Consider the following 19,387-nt stretch of genomic DNA (forward strand, 5'->3'; position numbering starts at 1 on the left):
TAGCGTACAGATTATTTAATATCGAATCTGTCTGCGTTCATTACTTTTACCCATGCATTTACAAAGTCATGTACAAAGCGCTCTTTGTTGTCGTCTTGTGCATAAAACTCAGCAAGTGCGCGCAATATAGAGTTTGATCCAAATACTAAATCAACGCGTGTTGCAGTCCATTTAGTAGTGCCACTTTTACGGTCTACTATATTGTATAAACCTTTTTGAGTTGGCTCCCAACGGTTTGACATGTCAGTTAAGTTTACAAAGAAGTCGTTGGTTAATGAGCCTACGCTATTTGTAAATACACCATGCTCGCTGCCAGCATAGTTAGTACCTAGTACTCGCATCCCACCAATAAGTACCGACATTTCTGGTGCACTTAATCCCATTAGTTGGCTGCGCTCTAGTAATAACTCCTCCGCTGATACTGCGTAATCTTTTTTCAGCCAGTTTCTAAAACCATCGTGAATGGGTTCTAGTACATCAAACGATTCTGCATCAGTCATTTCGTCTGTTGCATCTCCACGTCCTGGAGCAAACGGCACGTTTACATCAACACCGGCTTGTTTTGCAGCTTGTTCTACGGCTGCTGTACCACCTAAAACAATTAAGTCGGCGATGCTAACAGGTTTACTCAAGCCAGCCTGCACTTTTTCAAGCGCACTAAGTACTGATGCTAAACGTTCTGGCTCATTACCTTGCCAATCTTTTTGCGGTGCTAAACGAATGCGTGCACCATTTGCGCCGCCACGTTTATCAGAACCACGATAAGTACGTGCGCTATCCCAAGCTGTATTTATTAAATCAGCGGCACTAACACCACAATTTAATAATGTCGTTTTTAAATTGCTAATTTCGTCGTCTGTTAATGTGTAATCAACTGCTGGAATTGGATCTTGCCAAATTAAGTCTTCGCTTGGTACGTCAGCACCTAAGTAACATGATTTAGGGCCTAAATCGCGGTGAGTTAGTTTAAACCAGGCACGTGCAAACACGTCTGAAAAGTATTCAAAGTCGTTATAAAAACGCTCAATAATTTTACGGTACGTTGGATCCACTTTCATGGCCATATCAGCATCTGTCATCATTGGGTTTAAACGAATTGATGAATCTTCTACATCGACAGGCTTGTCTTCTTCTTTAATATTAATAGGCTCCCACTGATGAGCGCCTGCTGGGCTTTTAGTGAGTTCCCATTCGTAGGTTAATAAAAGCTTACAGTATTCGTTATCCCATTGTGTTGGGTGCGTAGTCCATGCGCCCTCTACACCTGATGTAACTGTATCGCGGCCAATCCCACGTGTTGTAGTATTATTCCAACCAAGGCCTTGCTCGTGTATGTCAGCAGCTTCTGGCTCTGGGCCTAAGTTTTCTGCTTTGCCATTACCATGTGCTTTACCTACTGTGTGCCCGCCTACCGTTAATGCAGCGGTTTCTTCGTCATCCATTGCCATACGCGCAAAAGTTTCGCGAATTTGGGCCGCTGTTTTAAGCGGATCAGGAATACCATTTACACCTTCAGGGTTTACATAAATTAAGCCCATTTGTACTGCGGCTAATGGATTTTCCATGGTATCTGGTTTATCTACACTTTCGTAACGACCGTCACTTGGCGCTAACCATTCTTTTTCAGCTCCCCAGTAAACGTCTTTTTCAGGGTGCCAAATATCTTCTCGGCCGCCCGCAAAACCAAAGGTTTTTAAACCCATTGATTCGTATGCCATGTTGCCCGCTAAAATAATTAAGTCGGCCCATGAAAGCTTGTTACCGTATTTTTTCTTTATCGGCCAAAGTAAACGACGCGCTTTGTCGAGGTTACCGTTATCTGGCCATGAATTTAGTGGCGCAAAACGTTGATTACCTGTACCACCGCCCCCTCTACCATCGGCCAAACGGTATGAACCCGCTGAGTGCCATGCTAGACGAATCATTAAACCGCCGTAATGTCCCCAATCGGCTGGCCACCAATCTTGGCTATCGGTCATTAAGCTTTTTACGTCTGTTTTTAGCGCGTCAAGATCGATTGATTTAAATGCTTCAGCGTAATTAAAGTCGCTATTGTATGGATTTGATTTGGTGTCGTGCTGATGAAGAATGTCTAAGTTTAGGGCATTTGGCCACCAATCAGTATTGGGATTAGACGTTTTAGTATTACTGCCGTGCATGACCGGACATTGGCCTGCTTTAGGGTTGCTCATTCTGGAATCCTTATAATAGAAAAGTAAAATACTTAATCAATCAGTATTGTTGTTTATGTATTTATAACTTTTTAAAAAGTAACGGTTATTTTTATTTAATCGGCTTACTTATTATTTAGTGTGCCTGCCTAAACACTTACGTATCCTTAATATAGGCGCATAAATTATGCTACGCCAGCCTCAACATACTATTTAAAACGATTGCTCCAATTTATATTTTTGATTGGCCTTTTGCTAATGATGTATTTAACAATAGCTTTGTAATTACGTTCAAAATAATAGTAAAAATAAATCTGATGACGCTCGTGTAAGGTATTACGTAAGATAAAAAAACAAATTAGTGAATTAACCTTAACCTTTTTACTAGACCTGTGATCGAATTGAAAAATTTCGGCGTAATGGTATGTGAAGGGTTTGAAAGTGGCTTTAATTTATTTAAAGCGCACATTGGAATACCCCCCTTCACCATGAAATTGTAGTTATATAGTTATAATTATAAAGGTGCATTACTTAAGCCCAATGCACCTTTACTTTATAAACCGAATACTTTGAGTATTCTTATATTTTTAACTAATTGAATTGAATTAAGTATTTGTTCATAAAGATTCAGTTAGTATAAAGTTGTTCTCCTGTGAATCCCTACGACATATTGTTGTTTTAAGCAGTTTTTGCCAGCTCATATTGAGCTGGTTTTTTTGCCTATTTTTTCTTAAAACCACCTAAGTATTAGCAAAATGCTCATGCTTTAACCTGTTATTGCTAAGCTCACTAGGCTAAAAAATTCTTACAACTATTGCTCCTATCTAAATTAGGTCAATTTTAATCCTGAAAAGTCAACGCGCCCTAGTGCCATTCAGCCCTGCATGTTAAAGTTATTACAGTAATTAATTTAATTAGGCGTACCGATGCGTTATTACCTATCTACACTTTTTGTTTGTTTAACTTTTTTTTCGGGCATAGTAAATTCTGCTGAACAAAAACCAGCAGCCCCTACAGCACAACAAGAGCAACAAGCCCTCAAACAACTTAAAGAGTCTATGTTTAAACCGCTAATGGAGCGCTACATACTCGACGAGCTAAAAGCCGTAAGGCAAGATCAACAAAAGCTCCGTGAGGATGTAACTAAGCAAGTTACTCATGCACAGCTTGATACTGCAGATCGCGCGTTAACATACACTACCGATACTATTAATAATGTATTTTTTATAATTACCGCTACGGCTTCTATTTTGGTTTTAGTGGGCTGGAACTCACTACGCGATGTTAAAAACAAAGTAGAAGATATTGTAAATACACGTGTAAGTGTAATTACTGACGAGTATGAAGACCGATTAAAAATTCTTGAAGAAAAACTACGCGTACGCTCAGAAGAAATACTCAGTAACCAAGAGCGTATATCGGTTACCAACGAGGTTCATTCGTTATGGATGCGTGCCAATTTAGAAAGTGATTTTGCTAATAAAATTGAAATATTTGATGAGATTTTAAAACGTAAACCAGAGGATGTTGAAGCCATTGCTTATAAGGCCGATGCGTTATTAGAAATAAATGAAACAGCACAAGCCATTGAATTGTGTAATCAAGCCATTGATATAGATAGTGTTTATGGTTATGCCTATTGGCAACGAGCATGTGCTTATGCGCTAACACATAAGCATGCAGATGCATTAGCCGACATTAAAATGGCACTTGAATACTCTCCAAATTTACGTAATGAGCTATTACATGAGAGCGCATTTGCAAGCTTACATGACAACGACAGCTTTAATACGATAGTAGCTGGTGAAGTTGTTTAAGCACTCGGTATTTGGCCTGTATGATTAGGCGCAACATCATAAAAAAGGGCCTTGGCCCTTTTTTTGTTTTTAAAGGTTATGTTTGTTGTGTAATTAGAAGCTTTACTGCGCTCTACAAACTCTGCTCTACCGTAGAGTTAAGACCTAAAGTGATTAATTCACAAAGAGGTTTAGAGACGCTGCGCTTTTAGAGAAGAGCTTAGAAGTTAAAATAATAAAAACAATCAGAAACTGTGCTTCTAACATGAGCAACAAGTCATACTCTAAACTTGGTATAAACACTTCTATTCGCGCAGGTTACAAGCTTTTAAAGCAACGCTTGTACTTTTATAATGCCGAGTCAGCATTGGTTTTGCTCTTCTCATTTGCTCCTCCTTTTCTTCTCTGCGTGCATATTGTTTTTTAGGGCTGTTATACACAAATAGGTTTAGAGATGCTGCGCTTTTAGAGTAGTTAGCTTAAGTAATTAGAAGCTGTGCTTCTCGCGCGAGCAAGCTTAGCGCCTACGTGGAAAACTTAACGCGGTGGTTAAAATTCACTTGTAGACGCGCTGCTTGCGGGCGTTTAAAAACGTAGTTTTTAGGATGGGTGATTAAGTAATTAGAAGCTGCGCTTCTCGCGCGAGCAAGCTCTGCGCCTACGTGGAAAACTTAACGCGGTGGCTAAAATCCACCTGTAGACGCGCTGCTTGCAAGCGTTTAAAAACGCAGTTTTTAGATGGTTGAATTAATACCAACCCGCAATAATACTTAATCATTTTTAGGGGCTAAACGTGTCGCTACCTGCGTTAAAAAATTCTCATTTAGAACAACTAAATAGCGAATTTTTTGCCTAGCTATCAACACGTTTTTCCATCCTCAAAATAGATCACTTAATTAAGCGAATTGGTATAAGTAATTAGAAGCTGCTACCCATTTTCTTCAGGCATAAAAAAAGCCGCATAAAATGCGGCTTTGGAGGTTTAGTCTCACTTCACTTTGGGCGTGTCTCCAAAACTTAGTGAATACGTTACCAAGGAACTGTTATGTGTTATTTAAGCTATTGACTCTAATGCAATTTTAACCATTTCGTTAAACGTGCTTTGACGCTCATCAGCAGGTGTTGCTTCGCCAGTGATTACGTGGTCACTTACTGTAAATAATGCCATTGCGTTTGCGCCGTATTCAGCTGCAACGCCATATAAACCGGCTGTTTCCATATCGACTGCTAGCATGCCTAACTTGTCTAAGTCTTTATAGAACGAGTCATCTGCTTGATAGAATGTGTCGGTTGTGAATACGTTACCTACTTTTGCCTTAATGCCTAGCTCTTTAGCAGCGTTTACGCCGTTTAAAAGTAGGTCAAAGTTAGCAATAGCAGCAAAATCGTAGCCACGTACGCGTGCACGGTTTACGTTTGAATCTGTGCTTGCGCCTTGTGCAAAAATTACGTCACGAATTTTGATATCTGTGCCAATACCGCCACACGTACCAATACGTATAATATTTTTAACGCCAAAGCTTACAATTAGCTCACGTGCATAAATAGACATTGATGGAATGCCCATGCCTGAACCCATGATACTTACTGGCTTACCTTTGTAAGTACCAGTGAAACCGTACATGTTACGAACGCCGGTAACTTGTACTGCATCATCTAAAAAGTTTTCAGCAATATATTGCGCACGTAGCGGATCGCCTGGCATTAATACTGTTTCGGCGAAATCACCAACGTTTGCACTGATATGCGGAGTACTCATTAATTGTTTTCCTTTTTATTTGGCGTTTTTAGCTCATTTAAAAAGCTGTCGCCGTAATCAAGCGCAGATAAGCTAAACCACTGTGCCAGTGTTTGGCCTATATCTGCAAAGCTGTTGCGTTCACCTAATGGTGTGTTACTCATACCTGCTTGGTATGCAATAACAGGTACGTATTCACGAGTGTGCTCAGAACCTGGAAAGGTTGGGTCACAGCCATGATCTGCAGTGATCATTAATACGTCATCTGCTTTTAACTGATTTAGTATAGTTGGTAAATAGTCATCAAATTCTTTTAATGCTTTTGCGTATCCTACTGGATTACGACGATGACCAAATTTTTCATCAAAATCAACTAGGTTAGTAAAGATTAAGCTACGATTTGGCGCGCTTTTCATTACTTCGCTGGTTTTTTCTAGCAAGTTCATAAGCCCAGGTGCTTTGTGCTTTTGGGTTATGCCCTGATGCGCGTAAATATCTGAAATTTTACCAATACTAATTACTTCGCCGCCGTCTTTTGCTAGTACATCTAGCAATGTTGGTGCAGGCGGAAGTACTGAATAGTCACGACGATTACCCGTTCGAGCAAAGTCTTGGCTATTTGAACCCAAAAATGGCCGCGCAATCACTCGTCCTATATTCATTTCATCAAGTAGCGCCCGTGCGATTTCGCAAACTTGATAAAGCTTCTCTAGGCCGAATGACTCTTCATGCGCGGCTATTTGAAACACGCTATCAGCTGAGGTGTAACAGATTGGTTTACCTGTTTTTACGTGCTCTTCACCTAGCTGTTCTAAAATGGTAGTTCCTGATGCATGGCAATTGCCTAAAATGCCAGGAATACCTGTACGAGCGATAAACTCGTCTATAAATTCTTGTGGGAAACTTGGCTGTGTTTTTGGGAAATATCCCCAATCAAATAACACAGGTACGCCTGCCATTTCCCAATGACCTGATGGCGTGTCTTTTCCGCTAGAGATTTCTTTAGCGTAACCCCATGCACCTTGAGGAGCTTGGCGGTCTGAAATTAAACACGGTTCGCCACCGGCAGCTTCACATGCATCCACTAACCCAAGTTTTGATAGGTTAGGAAGAGACAGTGCACTGCCTGTTTCGTCGTAATATGCTTTTAGTAAGTGAGCGAATGTATTAGCCCCAAGATCGCCGAATTTATCTGCATCTGGTGCTGCACCGATTCCTAGGCTATCTGCCATTAAAATAATTGCTCTTGCCATTTTGACCTCACTTTGATTCTAGGTGGTTACTTTATCCGCTGATCGAATTTTCCGTACAGGACAAAAGTCCTGTTTCATAAAACCTAAACATTATAAATTTGCACCCTTGAGCGAAGCAAAAGAGATTAATCGTGTCTTTTTTGCTATTGTGATCTACCAACAATATATCTTTCTGTGTGGATGAGAACTTTAGTGACACGAACTACTATTATAGCCATTGCAGGCGCATCAGCGTCGGGCAAATCTCTTTTTAGCCAAACAATTTACAATGAATTGGTTAATGAGCTTGAACCAGGCGCTATCGCCATTATTGAAGAAGATGCTTATTACAAGGATCAGTCGCATTTGCCGATGGCTCATCGTACGCAAACAAATTACGACCATCCAGATGCATTTGAACACGCATTAATGCTTGAGCATTTAACGCAACTTCGTTGTGGTAACTCAGTAGAAGTACCAACGTATGATTATGCTCAGCACACGCGTAGCGCAACCACACGCCGAGTGCCAGCTGCTAAAATACTCATTGTTGAAGGTATTTTACTACTGAGTGATAAAGCGCTTAATAAAGAATTTGATATTAAGGTGTTTATAGACACACCTTTAGATATTTGTTTAATGCGTCGTATGCAACGTGATATGGAGCAACGAGGCAGAACATTACAATCTGTTGTTGAGCAATATCAGGCAACTGTTAGACCGATGTTTTATCAATTCATTGAGCCTTCTAAGCATAACGCTGATTTAGTTGTGACTCGAGGCGGCATGAACCGCGTTGCGATTGATATAATAAAAAGTAAAATTAAATATTTACTACAAGAATAACAACGGGAAACATTTGTATGACAACATTTATGAGCTTAGTAGGCATGTGTGTGCTACTAAGCATTGCCTTTGCTGCGTCAACTAATCGCAAGGCAATTAATTTAAGAACCGTTGGTATAGCATTTGCGATGCAAATTGTTATAGGTGGTTTTGTTCTGTTTTTCGAAGCAGGAAAAAATGTGTTAACTAGCATGTCATCAGCCGTATCGTCGGTTATTGGTTATGCTAATGATGGTATTGGGTTTTTATTTGGTCCACTCGCCTCACAAGACACATTAGGTTTTATTTTTGCAATTCAAGTTTTGCCAGTTATCGTGTTTTTCTCAGCGCTTGTTGCTGTGTTATATCACCTTGGCATTATGGATTGGATAATTAGGATTTTAGGCGGCGGTTTACAAAAATTATTGAAGACCTCTCGCACAGAATCGCTTTCAGCAACTGCAAATATTTTTGTAGGCCAAACTGAAGCACCGTTAATAGTTAAGCCATTTATAGCAACGATGACAAAGTCGGAATTGTTTGCAGTAATGGTAGGTGGCTTAGCCACTGTAGCAGGCTCTGTAATGGCCGGTTACGTAATTATTGGCGTAGATCTTAAGTATCTTATTGCTGCAAGCTTTATGGCTGCACCAGGTGGTTTCTTAATGGCAAAAATGATTGTGCCAGAAACTGAAACGCCTAGAGATAACTTAGCTGATTTAGATTTAGATGACGAAGATAAGCCTGTAAATGTAATTGATGCAGCTGCATCAGGTGCTGCAAACGGTATGCATTTAGCACTTAATGTAGGTGCAATGTTACTTGCTTTTGTAGCGCTAATTGCACTATTAAATGGTTTATTAGGCGGTATTGGCGGGTGGTTTGATTACCCAACATTAACGCTTCAAGAAATATTAGGTTATGTATTTGCTCCAGTTGCATGGTTACTAGGTGTGCCATGGGATGAAGCGATTATAGCCGGCAGCTTTATTGGTCAAAAGATAGTAGTGAACGAGTTTGTTGCTTACTTAGACTTTATAAATTATCGCGATACGTTAAGTGCGCACACACAAGCAATTGTTACTTTTGCTTTATGTGGGTTTGCTAACTTATCATCGATAGCCATTTTACTAGGTGGGTTAGGCGGTATGGCGCCTAGTCGGCGGAAGGATATCGCACGCTTAGGGCTCAGAGCAGTGTTAGCAGGATCTATGGCTAACCTTATGAGCGCAGCAATTGCTGGGTTTTTCCTCTCGCTAGCTTAGAAACTTATTGAGATGAACACCGGTGTTGCAAAACAAGAGGATAGCGCTTTAAGGGGTTAAAGCTCTATCTGACTTGAACGATACTTCACCAAGGGCCGCAAGGCCCTTTTATCGTTTTAGGCCTTAATTTTTTAGCCTCACCTACTTCAAACTTCAAGCCACTTATCTATCTAGCCTCCTTTATAGTTATACATAACTCAAATAAACCAATATCTTAGTAACAAGTTCACATAAATAATTTTTTGTGTTTTTCATATTTTCAGCCACACTTATTATTACTTAAGCTAACCGAATGACGATTCGCTATTGTGAAATATATTCTTTATTCTCTTTTTTTAATTTGCTCTGTGTATTATGTTCAAGCAAAGGAAGCCCTGCTTGTTGTTACAGAGTTAGCACCACCAAACCAAGTATTGATTAATGGCGAGGTAGCAGGTGAAGGTACTCAATTTATTAGAGATATATTTTCTGAGGCTGATCTAACACCTAACATTCAAATGTATCCTTGGGCACGTGCTTATAAAATTGCAGATGAGTTAAAAAACACCTTTATATACAGCCTTGCACGCACTGTAGAGCGAGAAAAAAATTTTATTGGATTGGACCAGTTGGACGATTTGAGATGGGCTTTATCGGTCTATCAGAGCGAAATGATCTTATTATAAATAATACTGAACAAGCAAAAGTGTATAAAATTGCAATGCAACGCAATGACTTTTCAACACAAACCCTCACGGGACTTGGCTTTGAAGTTGTTTTAACCTCTGATATTCAAAAATCATACTCCTTACTATTAGCTAAAAAAGTAGATTTAATTGTAGACGATCCTTTATTCATGCAGCAGATGAGTGATTATCTAAAGCTCAAACCAGCACACTTAAAGTTTATTTATAAAATAGATGAGCTAACAATTGATGCTTATTTAGCTGCAAATAGAAAAACAGATATGCATTTAATAGAAGCACTGCAAGCTGCATTTTTAAAAATAAAGCAAAATAAAGGGCTACCTTACGAAAGATAAATCATTGAAGGTAAGTATGCTTATAGGCGGCAAAATCATCTTTCATTTTTAACTTTTTATATTCTTTGTTAAATCGCTTTATGGCACACACAACTACTTACTTATTAAATGCGATGCAATTGCTAGCAAGCGCACAAAGATGTAATTTTTGCAGCCTTTCAGCACCTTCCCCACTTTATAGTCAAAGGTTCCAGCTGATGCATTATTGTCATTATGAGCCCAAAATTAGATCTATTTTTCTTTTTAAAAACAAATCCATATATTGTTTTCGTCTCCAAACATTAGTAAGTTTTTACCCGCTTTAAAACCAATTTTATTTACTATGATTCGTATATATCACCCCTTACAATTTTAAAGAAAACTGCTTTGCATCTTTTTGATTATTTATACTAATACCAATTCCAATAAATAGAGGTTCACGTTCGGTGTTTTCGCTATTGAAACAATGCCTAAGTGAGGGTCTTTATGAACTAAGTTATAAGCACGCTTCCAAAGAAGCAATTTAAACTCGCAGGTTATATCAATAGCTGTGCAAATATCTTTTACAATATCGAGAGTACTACTAACAAGCTGGTCTTTGTCGTTTTGAATTTGTTGTTTTGAAATTATAAGGGAGAAATGTTCGGTATAAGTTACAAGCTTCAACTCACTTGCATTAGCGTAATGGTTTAGAAGAATGACTTAGAAGAATAGAAAAACGAATATTAGGAGGGGCTAAATAATAGCAATATCATTTAGTTAATTTACATTGATAATGGGCGTTGCTTGGTTTGAGTCAAATTTCAGACACAAAAAAAGCGCCTTAAGCGCTTTTTTTCATTTTACTTAAAAAGTAAAATTATACAGCTGTGATGTTATCAGCTTGTGGACCTTTTTGACCTTGTGAAAGAGTAAACTCTACACGTTGGCCTTCAGCTAAAGTTTTGAAACCTTCGCTTTTGATTGCTGAGAAATGTGCGAAAACGTCTGGGCCATTTTCTTGCTCGATGAAACCAAAACCTTTAGACTCGTTAAACCACTTAACTGTACCTGATACGATGTTAGACATTGTAATATCCTGAAATAAAAATAAAAATATGCTCATAAGAGCGGGTGTAGCAAAAAATGAGATGGTACTTTAAAAACTTCAGGACGGTACTACAAGTATTACTTATATCGAAATGGAGATTTATAGCTTACATGCTTTCTTTCTAGCTGCGGCCCACTATATAGAGTTTAAATAATATGTCAAGTACCTATCTATAATCAGAATAATAAACAATCAAAACTACTTTTAGTTGTTATTAAAATTCAAATTCTAATGCGAGCCTAAAACTATGGTTTTTTTCTGATTGGCTTATCTCAGTGATGAAACCCGCCTCCCATTTTAATTGCTTTTGCCCATCAAAGCGCTGTAAACCTATAAAGCCAGGTCCTATACCAATAAAGTCTTCTCCTGCGTAAACCTCTATAGAGGGCTGGAAAGCAGAGCGATATCGATAGCGATATTGTGCTCTAAACTCACTTTCCCATTCGTTTTTAATGTCTTGCCCCCACTCATAAACCAAAAAAGCGTTTAGCGTAAGGCTTGTTTTTCCAAATTCTTTTTCGATCACAAAACCCGAGGTTGCCTCATACACATCTTCGTTATGTTTTTTTTCAAGCTCAAATAACGCGCCCCAATCAGCCCATAATTTACCTTGCTCAATTAATTGCCAACGTAGCTCAAGCTCATAAGCTTCTAAACCAAAATCGCCGTTATCGTCTCGCTCACCAACTAAATAGCCTTCCAGTGCCATTGTATCGTTAATAGCACCACCGCCACCCAAACGCTGCGCTAGTATGTTGCCACTATCTGTTTGGTGCGACACTAATCGCCACTCAAACTCACGCTCAAAAGGCAAAACATAGGGGTGATATACCTTATCAACAACAATACCATCAGCCTTTACTTGGATTGAGAATACCAACAAACAAAGAGCGGTAAAACTAAGCGCTAAATATAGGTTGAGTGCTTTCATACACGTTCCTTAGTTATTGAGGCTGGAATAACATAACAAAGTAATAAAAATAACACGCTGCTTGTACTATATATAAGTACACTCATTAAATCAGGAGTGGCCTCGTAACCAACAAGAGCACGCAGTACGCGGCCTAGCTCAGAGTTTTCGTTTAACAAATCACGTAAATCCCACACTGTTGAGGTGTTTGTAATTAAATCTATTTGACTCGCTAAATCCAGTGCAACTAATAACTTAGCCGCGCTGTTAAAAGCAAGCAAAGTAAAAAGCGGATACATACCAAAACGGTGCTTAATTGCATTCATTAAAAAGTACAGCAATACGCTAAAACTTAAACAAATTCCAACACCTAATAAAGTGCCAATAAATAAGCTTTGCCCTGCATCATTATTTTGCCAAAAACTGGTGAGGTAAATAATATAGTGGCTTAAATAGAGCGTTATTGTGCTTATAACTGCGATATAAAATGCCGCTGACTTTTGCTTTAGTGCAAATACCAATACAGCAATAAATATAGTGATACATAGCCCTATTTGTGAGTACTCTAACCCTTGGTGTTCAAACCACTGGCTCACCCACGACGCACTTTGCATGTACAAAAACGACATTACCGCGCCTATTACTAAAGCAGACCCTATTTTTAAAGAGCTTTGTTTTTTAACTACTTGTAGTAGCACTAATAAAATAGCCACTGGTAGTAATTGATTAAGGCTCATGACTAAACTAGTTATTAGCATGCTGCGCCCCTTCATCGCTAACTATAACAACGCCCCTTGCTGTATTTGGCGAAAACTCACCAAAAAACTCGTAATGCCCTTTACTTAGCGGTCCTATATAAATAATACTTTTACGATTTGGGTAGAGTACTTTTTCTCTGTTTAGATCAAAGCTATCAAACTCTTCTGGTGTACTATCTTGGTTTTCTATCAATAGTTTTACTTTTTTATTTGCGGGAATAATTATTTGCGAGGGATAAAACAAATGATCTTTTAAAATAATAAGGTACTCTTTACTCGCCGCGTTAAACGACAAAAATAGCAAACAACAAAGACATTGATTAAATAAACGTTTAGTCACTTTTTACTCCTGTAAAAGTAACCTTAACGGTTAGTCCGCCTAAAGGGCTATTCGCTAAATGAATACTTGCGCCATAAATAGCAATTATGTGTTGAACAATCGCCATACCTAAACCCGCACCTTGCTCGCCTGATGGATGTTGATCGCCACCCACGCGATAAAAGCGATTAAATATTCGGTCTTTTTGCTCTTCGGTCATGCCCGCACCAGAATCATCAATTTGCCAACTAAAGCCGTTATTACTTGACGCTAATTTAATTATAATTTGACCATTATCAGGTGTGTATTTTATGGCATTGCTAAGTAAATTAGCGATGAGTGTGGTTAATGTAAATTCATCACCATTAATTACAAAATCATCACCTTCGAGGCTAATCGTTTGATTTTTTCCGTCTATTTTGTCGTATTGCTCCGATACAACTTGCTGAGTAATCGCTAGCAATGACTGCTCGCTAAACTGCCTCTGCCATTGCTCAGGCTGAGTGCGCCCTAAAATTAGCATTTGTTCAACAATATTACTTAAGCGATTAATGCCTTGTGACATTGCTTGGAGTTCTTGATGGTTTTGCGAGTTGCTTTGCTTACTAGCTAAATTGTGTACATTAATTTTTAAGCTACTGAGCGGGGTACGTAATTCGTGAGCTGCATCTGAAGCAAAAAAGCGCTCTCGTAAGTAAGCGGTTTCTACTCGTTTAAATAAATCGTTTAAACGATTAATAACAGGTTTAATTTCTTCGTCGGTTACCTGCCAGTTAATTGGCGTAAAGTCGTTTGCTTGGCGAGTAGCCAACTGCTTAGATAGTCGGGTAAGAGGGGCTAATGCGTATTTAACAAAAAAACTTATAAAAATAGCAAGCAGAGGGACAGCCCATAACATAGGTAACATTGCAGATAAAATAACGGCTTCAGCTAATTCAAACCGCTTTGACATAGGCTCAGCAACGATGACTTTACGGGTATTTTTTCTCATCACAAACACTCGCATGCGCTGCCCTGCTACATTGGCAGTTTGAAAGCCCTCGCTAAAACTAATTTGGTTATTTGATAAACTCGATGAGCCACTAAGTAAACTATTATTTTGCCAAATTTGATACAACAACTGAGCACTATTATTGCTTACTTGTACTGCATTTGTGCTTAGTGCTAATGGTTGTTCAATTAAAACGCCAGCCACTATTTTAAGTTCATTATCAAGCAAGTTTTCGCCGTGGTGCATGCTTTTTTGATAGCCTTTTACTAATGCTAAAAAGCAAGTAAGCACCATCATTGAAAGTAAAATTAAGGTTAGACGTTTACGAATAGACATTTTCAACCTCGAAAGATAAACACACCCTAACGCTTACCAACCACGTAACCAATGCCACGTAAGGTTTTAATAAAATCGCTAGGGAATTTTTTACGAAGATGATGAATATGCACCTCTATGGCATTAGAGCCAACTTCTTCACCCCATTGGTAAAGTTTGTTTTCGAGTTGTTGTTTTGATTGCACCCTTCCCTGATTTTCCATCAGCGCTTTTAAAAGCATGTATTCTTTACGCGGCAATGTAAGTGATTTCCCACTAACTGTCACCGTATGCGCTGAGCTGTCTATTACGACTTCTCCGTATTGTAACAAACTAGATTGAGTTTGATTAACACGTCGACTTGCTACACGTAGTCGAGCAAATAACTCAGCAGGATCAAAAGGCTTTGCAAGGTAATCGTCAGCGCCCATGTCAAGCCCTTGGACTTTGTCATCAATACTGCCGCGAGCAGTTAAAATAACCACCGGAATAACTTTTTTTTGCGCTTTAATATGCTTTAAAACTTGCGAGCCGTCGCCATCAGGTAATCCTAAATCGAGAATAACAAGCTCAATTTCACCACTAGAAATGCACTCTAAGGCGTGTTTTACTGTGCCACTATGCTCTACGCTGTAGCCCTCTTGACGCAAAGAGCGAATAAGTCCTTGCGCCACTAAATGATCGTCCTCAACGAGTAATAAATGCATTATGTGTTTATCTTTTTAGTTTTTTATCTACTTTTACCAATAGCTGGCTTATTGCTTGTTGGCGATATTCATCTGCTTTTGCACGAGTATCACGAATGCCCGCGGCTTGTGCTACAAGTAGTCGTGCTTTAGCTTGTTTATAATCGCCTTCGTCATACAAGTATTCACCGTATAAGTAATTAGTATCAATGCCTTCGAGATTAAAAGCGAGCGCTTGTTTAAATAATTTTTCAGCTTTGTTGTCATCACCAAATCCAATTGGCCAACCAGGTACTTTACTGTAAAGCGTTGCAAGGCTTGCGTAAGCTGAGCCATTTAGTGCAGTGCCATCAATTGAGAGTGCATTTTCGAGTGACTTTTTTGCCTCTTTTGCTAAACCAAGTGCACCCAAGCCCCCTTTTGCACCTGCAAAGCTGGCTAAGACAATCCCATTCCAAATATGTGCTTGCGCCGAGTTTGGGTAGTTTTTAACAAACAACGCGCTTTGCTCACTCAGTTGCGTAAACGCGTCTATTTGCGCATCGTCTTCAAGTTCGTAATTAGCAGTTGCCCACTTTTGTTGAATAGAGGTTAAGTCTTGTGTTTCATCTGCATGTACTGCGGTTGCAAATACAGTTGTTAGTACTAAATAAAATGCGAGTATAAATTTATACATAATTTTGCCCTTGTGTGTTTGTTAACTTAAAAAACGTTTAATTTTAGGAAGTTGTTTTGCAATAGCGTTATCAACAACGCTTGGGAATGCGCCATTTATGCGTGCAAATAATTTTTCAGGAAAACCAATAAAACGCCTTGTTTGATTCGAATTTATAAGTGCTAATAACTCTTGAGCAACTAATTCTGGCGAGTCCATTTTATTACCGAGCTCTTTATTCATTGCCCGCGCTTTACTGCTATTAATAGATGTATCTGTTGCTCTAGGCGCTAAATAGGTCACTTTAACGCCTGAACCATTCAACTCACGTGATAACGCTTCTGTAAAACCACGTAAACCAAATTTACTGGCGCAATAAAGTGTTTGAAACGGGTAACCAATGCTGCCAAACGATGAGCCCACGTTAACAATGGTGCCTTTGGTATAGTGTAACTGCCCTAAAAATAGCTGGCATAATTTAATAGGCACCGACAAATTAGTAACGAGCATATTGTCTATTTGCTCAGAACTTGTGTGCTCTAAGCTTTGCATTGTATTTATACCAGCATTGTTAATAAGTAACTTAACGCCACCGAGTTGCTTGGCTTTTATTGCTAAGTTAATGCGTGTTGTATCGTCGGTTAAATCGCCCGTAAATATTTCACTGTCTGGGCATGCACTACTGAGCTCCTCAAGGGCTTGCGTATTTCGCCCTACAAGCAGTAACTTCCACCCTTTTGCATATAGGGCTTTAGCAATCGCTTGCCCTATTCCGCCTGTTGCGCCAGTGAGCACACATAAAGAGCTACTCATGCCAATTTGCCTTGTGCACTTGCTTTAAAAAACGGTTCGTCATCGAGCCCACGAAATATATCGCCGTATAAACGATAAAAGCGCTTTGCACCATGGAGTATGGCTTGTTGATCCGCCTCATCTGTTATTTGGTTCATTAGGTTTTCAAAAAACTTTACATGCTCTATATCAAGTGCGCCGTGAGAGGTTAAATAACTAAATGCTTTTTTAGGTAAGCCCACAGCATTTGCAATATTTGAAGCTGCGCCATCAGCAAGCGCTATAGAAGTGCCTTCAAGCACATGCACCATGCCAAAAAAGCTCAATGGATTTTTACGTGTAATGGAGTCGTACGCATACGACACCATCATTTCGGTAGCAAATTGCGGCTGACTACACCGTACTGTTTCTTTGTCAAAACCACAGGCTGCAATATCATTAAGTACCCACTCTTGATGACCTATCTCTTCTTCAATGTATTCTGCGACCGCTTCGCGCAGCCACTCTTGATCGTCGGTTAATCGCGCACCAACCGACATCATTAATGGCACAGTGTGCTTAACATGGTGATACGCTTGCGCTAAAAACGAGGCGTATTCTTCAAGTGATGCTTCGCCTTTAAAAACACGCTGAATAATAGGCGCTGCAAGCAGATAGTTTTGCTCTTGTTTAGTTTGCTCTTTGAGGGTGTTAAAAAAATCACTCATTAATTACTTCTCCAAGTCGGTAAAATTGCTCAAACACAGCATGGTACTGCTTACTTATGGCATCTCGTTTTGGGCGATTATTTGTGGTTAATAATCCTTGTTGCACACTTAATGGGGCAGTTAAACGATGCCATTTTTGAATTCGTGAATAGTCGGGTAGTTGTTTATTAATTGCGTTAATGTATTGAGCTAACACGGGGTTACATAGCTTTGAATCGGCATAAATAATGGCGGTTAAAAAAGGTCGACCTTCACCAAACACAACCGCTTGTAAAATTCCGCTTTGACTTAGTAATAGTGATTCAGGCCACTCGGCACTGATATTGCGCCCCATGCTGGTAATAATTAGGTTTTTTAGGCGGCCTTTAATAAATAAGGTATTTTGATGCTGCTCGACTAGATCACCGGTTGCATACCACTGGTGTTTGTCGTGAGGTTGATGATTTAAGTAACCTAAAAACAAATCGCCTTTTATAAAAAGCTGGCCATTTTCAATTTTGGTTTGAATATGAGGTAACACAGAGCCTGCACTGTGAAGGTTATCGTTTGTGGGCGTATTTAAACTAACTACAGATGCCGCCTCAGAAAGCCCATAACCTTGGTATACCGGTAAATTTAAGCTACGCGCTTTGGTTAATAGCATTTCGCTGACAAGCGCACCACCTACTGCAATAAACTGTAACGAACTAGGCGGTTGCCACCCATCTTCTGCAAAAGCAACTAAGCATGCTAATAGTTCAGGCACTAAAATAAGCGTATTTGGCTTAACTTTATCAATAGCAGCTATAAGCTGTGCGGGTTGTTTTAATACAGTTCCAACAAAGCCTAATTCATTTAACGGCATTAAATGCACTGTACCGCCACTTTTTAAGGGGGCATACACACCGGCTATATTTTCAAGCAATACAGCAAGCGGCAATAAACATAAATGAACAGGCTTTTTAATATTAATCTTATCGCACAGAGATTGAGCTACCTGCATTTGGCTATTTGCAGATAAACACACGCCTTTTGGTTGCCCAGTCGATCCTGATGTAAACGTTACTTTTTGAGTTTCTGGAAAATAACTGACGGGTTTAGCTACAACGATTTCGTAAATATATAATGTGTAAAACTCAAATAAAGTAATCGATGCAGTCGGCTCCCCAAGTAAAGGGTTTAGCGTGTCGCAAATAAGTAAATTAGCGCCGCATTGAGCTAGTACATATTGAGTTTGTTGTTCACTAAAAAAGTGAGCAATTGGCACAGCCACTTTGTTAGAAACTGCAGTAGCGGCATCAATAACAAGCCAAGCTGGCGTATTATCGAGCTTATAAGCGACACATTTGCCGTTAAAGCTTTGTAGTATTTTTACTACTTTTTGTATTTGCTGGTTAAACTCACCACCGTTAATTTCAAGTGTTTGCTCTTTATTATGGGCAATAATTAATGGCGATATTGAATGTGTATTATAGTAATTCATACATTCACCAATGCATTTACCAAAGAATTAATACTTGAGTGGTTTTGCTGCATCAAACTATAAAGCATTGGGGTATTTAATACTTGTTGGTGAGCTTGCTCTAGGCTCACAATGCATACTGTTGGTTGGTTGGCGTAATAGCTGCCCCACTTTAATGGGTTCTCAACTACAAAACTGCTCGCAAGTGCAATTTCGGTACACGTAACACCAAGTAAGCGCAATAAAGCACGCACTTTGTTGGTTGCACAAAACACTAAATGTTTTGCCCCCACACTTTGCAGAGCTTCGTTAACAATAATAAAATGTGCAAGTGTTGCTCTTCGGTTTGTAGAGCAGAGATTACCAAGTTCAAAAATCTTATTGCGAGAAATGCTCTCATCTAAAAAATCTTCAACGGGGGATGCTAAATATTGCTCAATAAACAATGGCGAAGTTGCTTGCCTTAGCCCTAACGTGCACTTTCCTTGCTCGGTAACGTATTGGCAAAGTAGTGGCATAAAAGAAGTAAGCTTAGCGTTATACGCAACTAAAAAACCTTCTTTCACTGTGTTTTCGAGATTTTTTCGATGCACATCATCAATACGAGCACTAATAAACTGACTGTTATTTTGTGTTAAATCTAATGATGTAGAAGTGTGGGCTAATTGCATAAGCTCGCTCATTTAAACCTGTTTA

Annotated in this window: 17 protein-coding genes and 1 pseudogene; 4 read left to right on the forward strand and 14 right to left on the reverse strand. The window is 39.2% G+C overall.

The genetic code is table 11. From position 1 onward, the window contains the following. Positions 1-11 precede the first annotated feature (11 nt). Entirely contained in the window at positions 12-2,192 is a 2,181-nt protein-coding gene (katG, locus tag I6F44_RS06225) for a catalase/peroxidase HPI (protein WP_197173451.1), read from the reverse strand. A gap of 905 nt (positions 2,193-3,097) precedes the next feature. On the opposite strand from katG, the gene I6F44_RS06230 reads away from it, so the two are divergent. Beyond that, a complete protein-coding gene (locus I6F44_RS06230) occupies positions 3,098-3,988 on the forward strand; it encodes a tetratricopeptide repeat protein (protein WP_007583526.1) in 891 nt (296 codons plus the stop codon). A 1,033-nt stretch (positions 3,989-5,021) separates the two neighbouring features. Here the strand turns inward: I6F44_RS06230 and deoD are convergent. Further along, complete coding sequence (gene deoD, locus I6F44_RS06235; RefSeq protein ID WP_002959109.1) at positions 5,022-5,726, reverse strand: purine-nucleoside phosphorylase; 705 nt, start codon at positions 5,724-5,726, stop codon at positions 5,022-5,024. Further along, positions 5,726-6,958 (reverse strand): phosphopentomutase, encoded by a 1,233-nt coding sequence (locus I6F44_RS06240; protein WP_197173452.1) that lies wholly within the window; start codon positions 6,956-6,958, stop codon positions 5,726-5,728. The genes deoD and I6F44_RS06240 overlap by 1 nt, the downstream gene beginning before the upstream one ends. A 192-nt stretch (positions 6,959-7,150) precedes the next feature. On the opposite strand from I6F44_RS06240, the gene udk reads away from it, so the two are divergent. The 3 genes and pseudogenes from udk (at position 7,151) to I6F44_RS06255 (ending at position 10,048) form a co-directional block, all read left to right on the forward strand. Continuing rightward, entirely contained in the window at positions 7,151-7,783 is a 633-nt protein-coding gene (gene udk, locus I6F44_RS06245) for a uridine kinase (protein WP_007583533.1), read from the forward strand. A gap of 17 nt (positions 7,784-7,800) precedes the next feature. Then, the gene (locus I6F44_RS06250; protein WP_007583535.1) at positions 7,801-9,027 is read left to right on the forward strand and encodes a NupC/NupG family nucleoside CNT transporter; all 1,227 of its coding nucleotides are present in this window, start codon (positions 7,801-7,803) and stop codon (positions 9,025-9,027) included. A gap of 308 nt (positions 9,028-9,335) precedes the next feature. Next, positions 9,336-10,048: pseudogene (locus I6F44_RS06255) on the forward strand (substrate-binding periplasmic protein). A gap of 838 nt (positions 10,049-10,886) precedes the next feature. On the opposite strand, the gene I6F44_RS06260 reads toward I6F44_RS06255, so the two are convergent. The 11 genes from I6F44_RS06260 to I6F44_RS06310 form a co-directional block, all read right to left on the reverse strand. Then, positions 10,887-11,096: a cold-shock protein gene (locus I6F44_RS06260; RefSeq protein ID WP_002959120.1), complete on the reverse strand. Its 210-nt coding sequence runs from the start codon at positions 11,094-11,096 to the stop codon at positions 10,887-10,889. A 235-nt stretch (positions 11,097-11,331) separates the two neighbouring features. Beyond that, complete coding sequence (locus I6F44_RS06265; protein WP_197173453.1) at positions 11,332-12,048, reverse strand: hypothetical protein; 717 nt, start codon at positions 12,046-12,048, stop codon at positions 11,332-11,334. Further along, the gene (locus tag I6F44_RS06270) at positions 12,045-12,785 is read right to left on the reverse strand and encodes an iron transporter (protein WP_197173454.1); all 741 of its coding nucleotides are present in this window, start codon (positions 12,783-12,785) and stop codon (positions 12,045-12,047) included. The genes I6F44_RS06265 and I6F44_RS06270 overlap by 4 nt, the downstream gene beginning before the upstream one ends. Next, on the reverse strand, positions 12,772-13,125 hold the full coding sequence (locus tag I6F44_RS06275) for a cupredoxin domain-containing protein (RefSeq protein WP_024591521.1): 354 nt from the start codon (positions 13,123-13,125) through the stop codon (positions 12,772-12,774). Before I6F44_RS06275 ends, I6F44_RS06270 begins: the two co-directional genes overlap by 14 nt. After that, positions 13,118-14,431, reverse strand: a complete 1,314-nt coding sequence (locus tag I6F44_RS06280) for an ATP-binding protein (RefSeq protein ID WP_024607816.1) — start codon at positions 14,429-14,431, stop codon at positions 13,118-13,120. Before I6F44_RS06280 ends, I6F44_RS06275 begins: the two co-directional genes overlap by 8 nt. A gap of 26 nt (positions 14,432-14,457) precedes the next feature. Beyond that, on the reverse strand, positions 14,458-15,117 hold the full coding sequence (locus tag I6F44_RS06285) for a response regulator (protein ID WP_197173455.1): 660 nt from the start codon (positions 15,115-15,117) through the stop codon (positions 14,458-14,460). A 7-nt stretch (positions 15,118-15,124) separates the two neighbouring features. Continuing rightward, entirely contained in the window at positions 15,125-15,772 is a 648-nt protein-coding gene (locus I6F44_RS06290) for a hypothetical protein (RefSeq protein ID WP_197173456.1), read from the reverse strand. A gap of 21 nt (positions 15,773-15,793) precedes the next feature. Next, positions 15,794-16,564 (reverse strand): SDR family oxidoreductase, encoded by a 771-nt coding sequence (locus I6F44_RS06295; RefSeq protein WP_121953520.1) that lies wholly within the window; start codon positions 16,562-16,564, stop codon positions 15,794-15,796. Next, positions 16,561-17,250: a TenA family transcriptional regulator gene (locus I6F44_RS06300; RefSeq protein ID WP_101216030.1), complete on the reverse strand. Its 690-nt coding sequence runs from the start codon at positions 17,248-17,250 to the stop codon at positions 16,561-16,563. Before I6F44_RS06300 ends, I6F44_RS06295 begins: the two co-directional genes overlap by 4 nt. Next, a complete protein-coding gene (locus tag I6F44_RS06305; protein WP_197173457.1) occupies positions 17,243-18,712 on the reverse strand; it encodes an AMP-binding protein in 1,470 nt (489 codons plus the stop codon). Before I6F44_RS06305 ends, I6F44_RS06300 begins: the two co-directional genes overlap by 8 nt. Further along, positions 18,709-19,362, reverse strand: coding sequence for a thermostable hemolysin (locus I6F44_RS06310; protein ID WP_024592423.1), 654 nt, complete (start codon positions 19,360-19,362; stop codon positions 18,709-18,711). Before I6F44_RS06310 ends, I6F44_RS06305 begins: the two co-directional genes overlap by 4 nt. Positions 19,363-19,387 lie beyond the last annotated feature (25 nt).

It is taken from the genome of Pseudoalteromonas sp. NZS11_1, assembly GCF_015864275.1.
In the GTDB taxonomy this organism is placed as follows: domain Bacteria; phylum Pseudomonadota; class Gammaproteobacteria; order Enterobacterales; family Alteromonadaceae; genus Pseudoalteromonas; species Pseudoalteromonas arctica.

Coding starts and splice junctions, on each gene's coding strand:
- I6F44_RS06290 (WP_197173456.1), bottom strand. CDS start 15,772: ATGTATAAATTTATACTCGCATTTTATTTAGTACTAACAACTGTATTT.
- I6F44_RS06285 (WP_197173455.1), bottom strand. CDS start 15,117: ATGCATTTATTACTCGTTGAGGACGATCATTTAGTGGCGCAAGGACTT.
- I6F44_RS06260 (WP_002959120.1), bottom strand. CDS start 11,096: ATGTCTAACATCGTATCAGGTACAGTTAAGTGGTTTAACGAGTCTAAA.
- katG (WP_197173451.1), bottom strand. CDS start 2,192: ATGAGCAACCCTAAAGCAGGCCAATGTCCGGTCATGCACGGCAGTAAT.
- deoD (WP_002959109.1), bottom strand. CDS start 5,726: ATGAGTACTCCGCATATCAGTGCAAACGTTGGTGATTTCGCCGAAACA.
- I6F44_RS06280 (WP_024607816.1), bottom strand. CDS start 14,431: ATGTCTATTCGTAAACGTCTAACCTTAATTTTACTTTCAATGATGGTG.
- I6F44_RS06270 (WP_197173454.1), bottom strand. CDS start 12,785: ATGCTAATAACTAGTTTAGTCATGAGCCTTAATCAATTACTACCAGTG.
- I6F44_RS06230 (WP_007583526.1), top strand. CDS start 3,098: ATGCGTTATTACCTATCTACACTTTTTGTTTGTTTAACTTTTTTTTCG.
- I6F44_RS06250 (WP_007583535.1), top strand. CDS start 7,801: ATGACAACATTTATGAGCTTAGTAGGCATGTGTGTGCTACTAAGCATT.
- I6F44_RS06300 (WP_101216030.1), bottom strand. CDS start 17,250: ATGAGTGATTTTTTTAACACCCTCAAAGAGCAAACTAAACAAGAGCAA.
- I6F44_RS06305 (WP_197173457.1), bottom strand. CDS start 18,712: ATGAATTACTATAATACACATTCAATATCGCCATTAATTATTGCCCAT.
- I6F44_RS06310 (WP_024592423.1), bottom strand. CDS start 19,362: ATGCAATTAGCCCACACTTCTACATCATTAGATTTAACACAAAATAAC.
- I6F44_RS06295 (WP_121953520.1), bottom strand. CDS start 16,564: ATGAGTAGCTCTTTATGTGTGCTCACTGGCGCAACAGGCGGAATAGGG.
- I6F44_RS06265 (WP_197173453.1), bottom strand. CDS start 12,048: ATGAAAGCACTCAACCTATATTTAGCGCTTAGTTTTACCGCTCTTTGT.
- I6F44_RS06240 (WP_197173452.1), bottom strand. CDS start 6,958: ATGGCAAGAGCAATTATTTTAATGGCAGATAGCCTAGGAATCGGTGCA.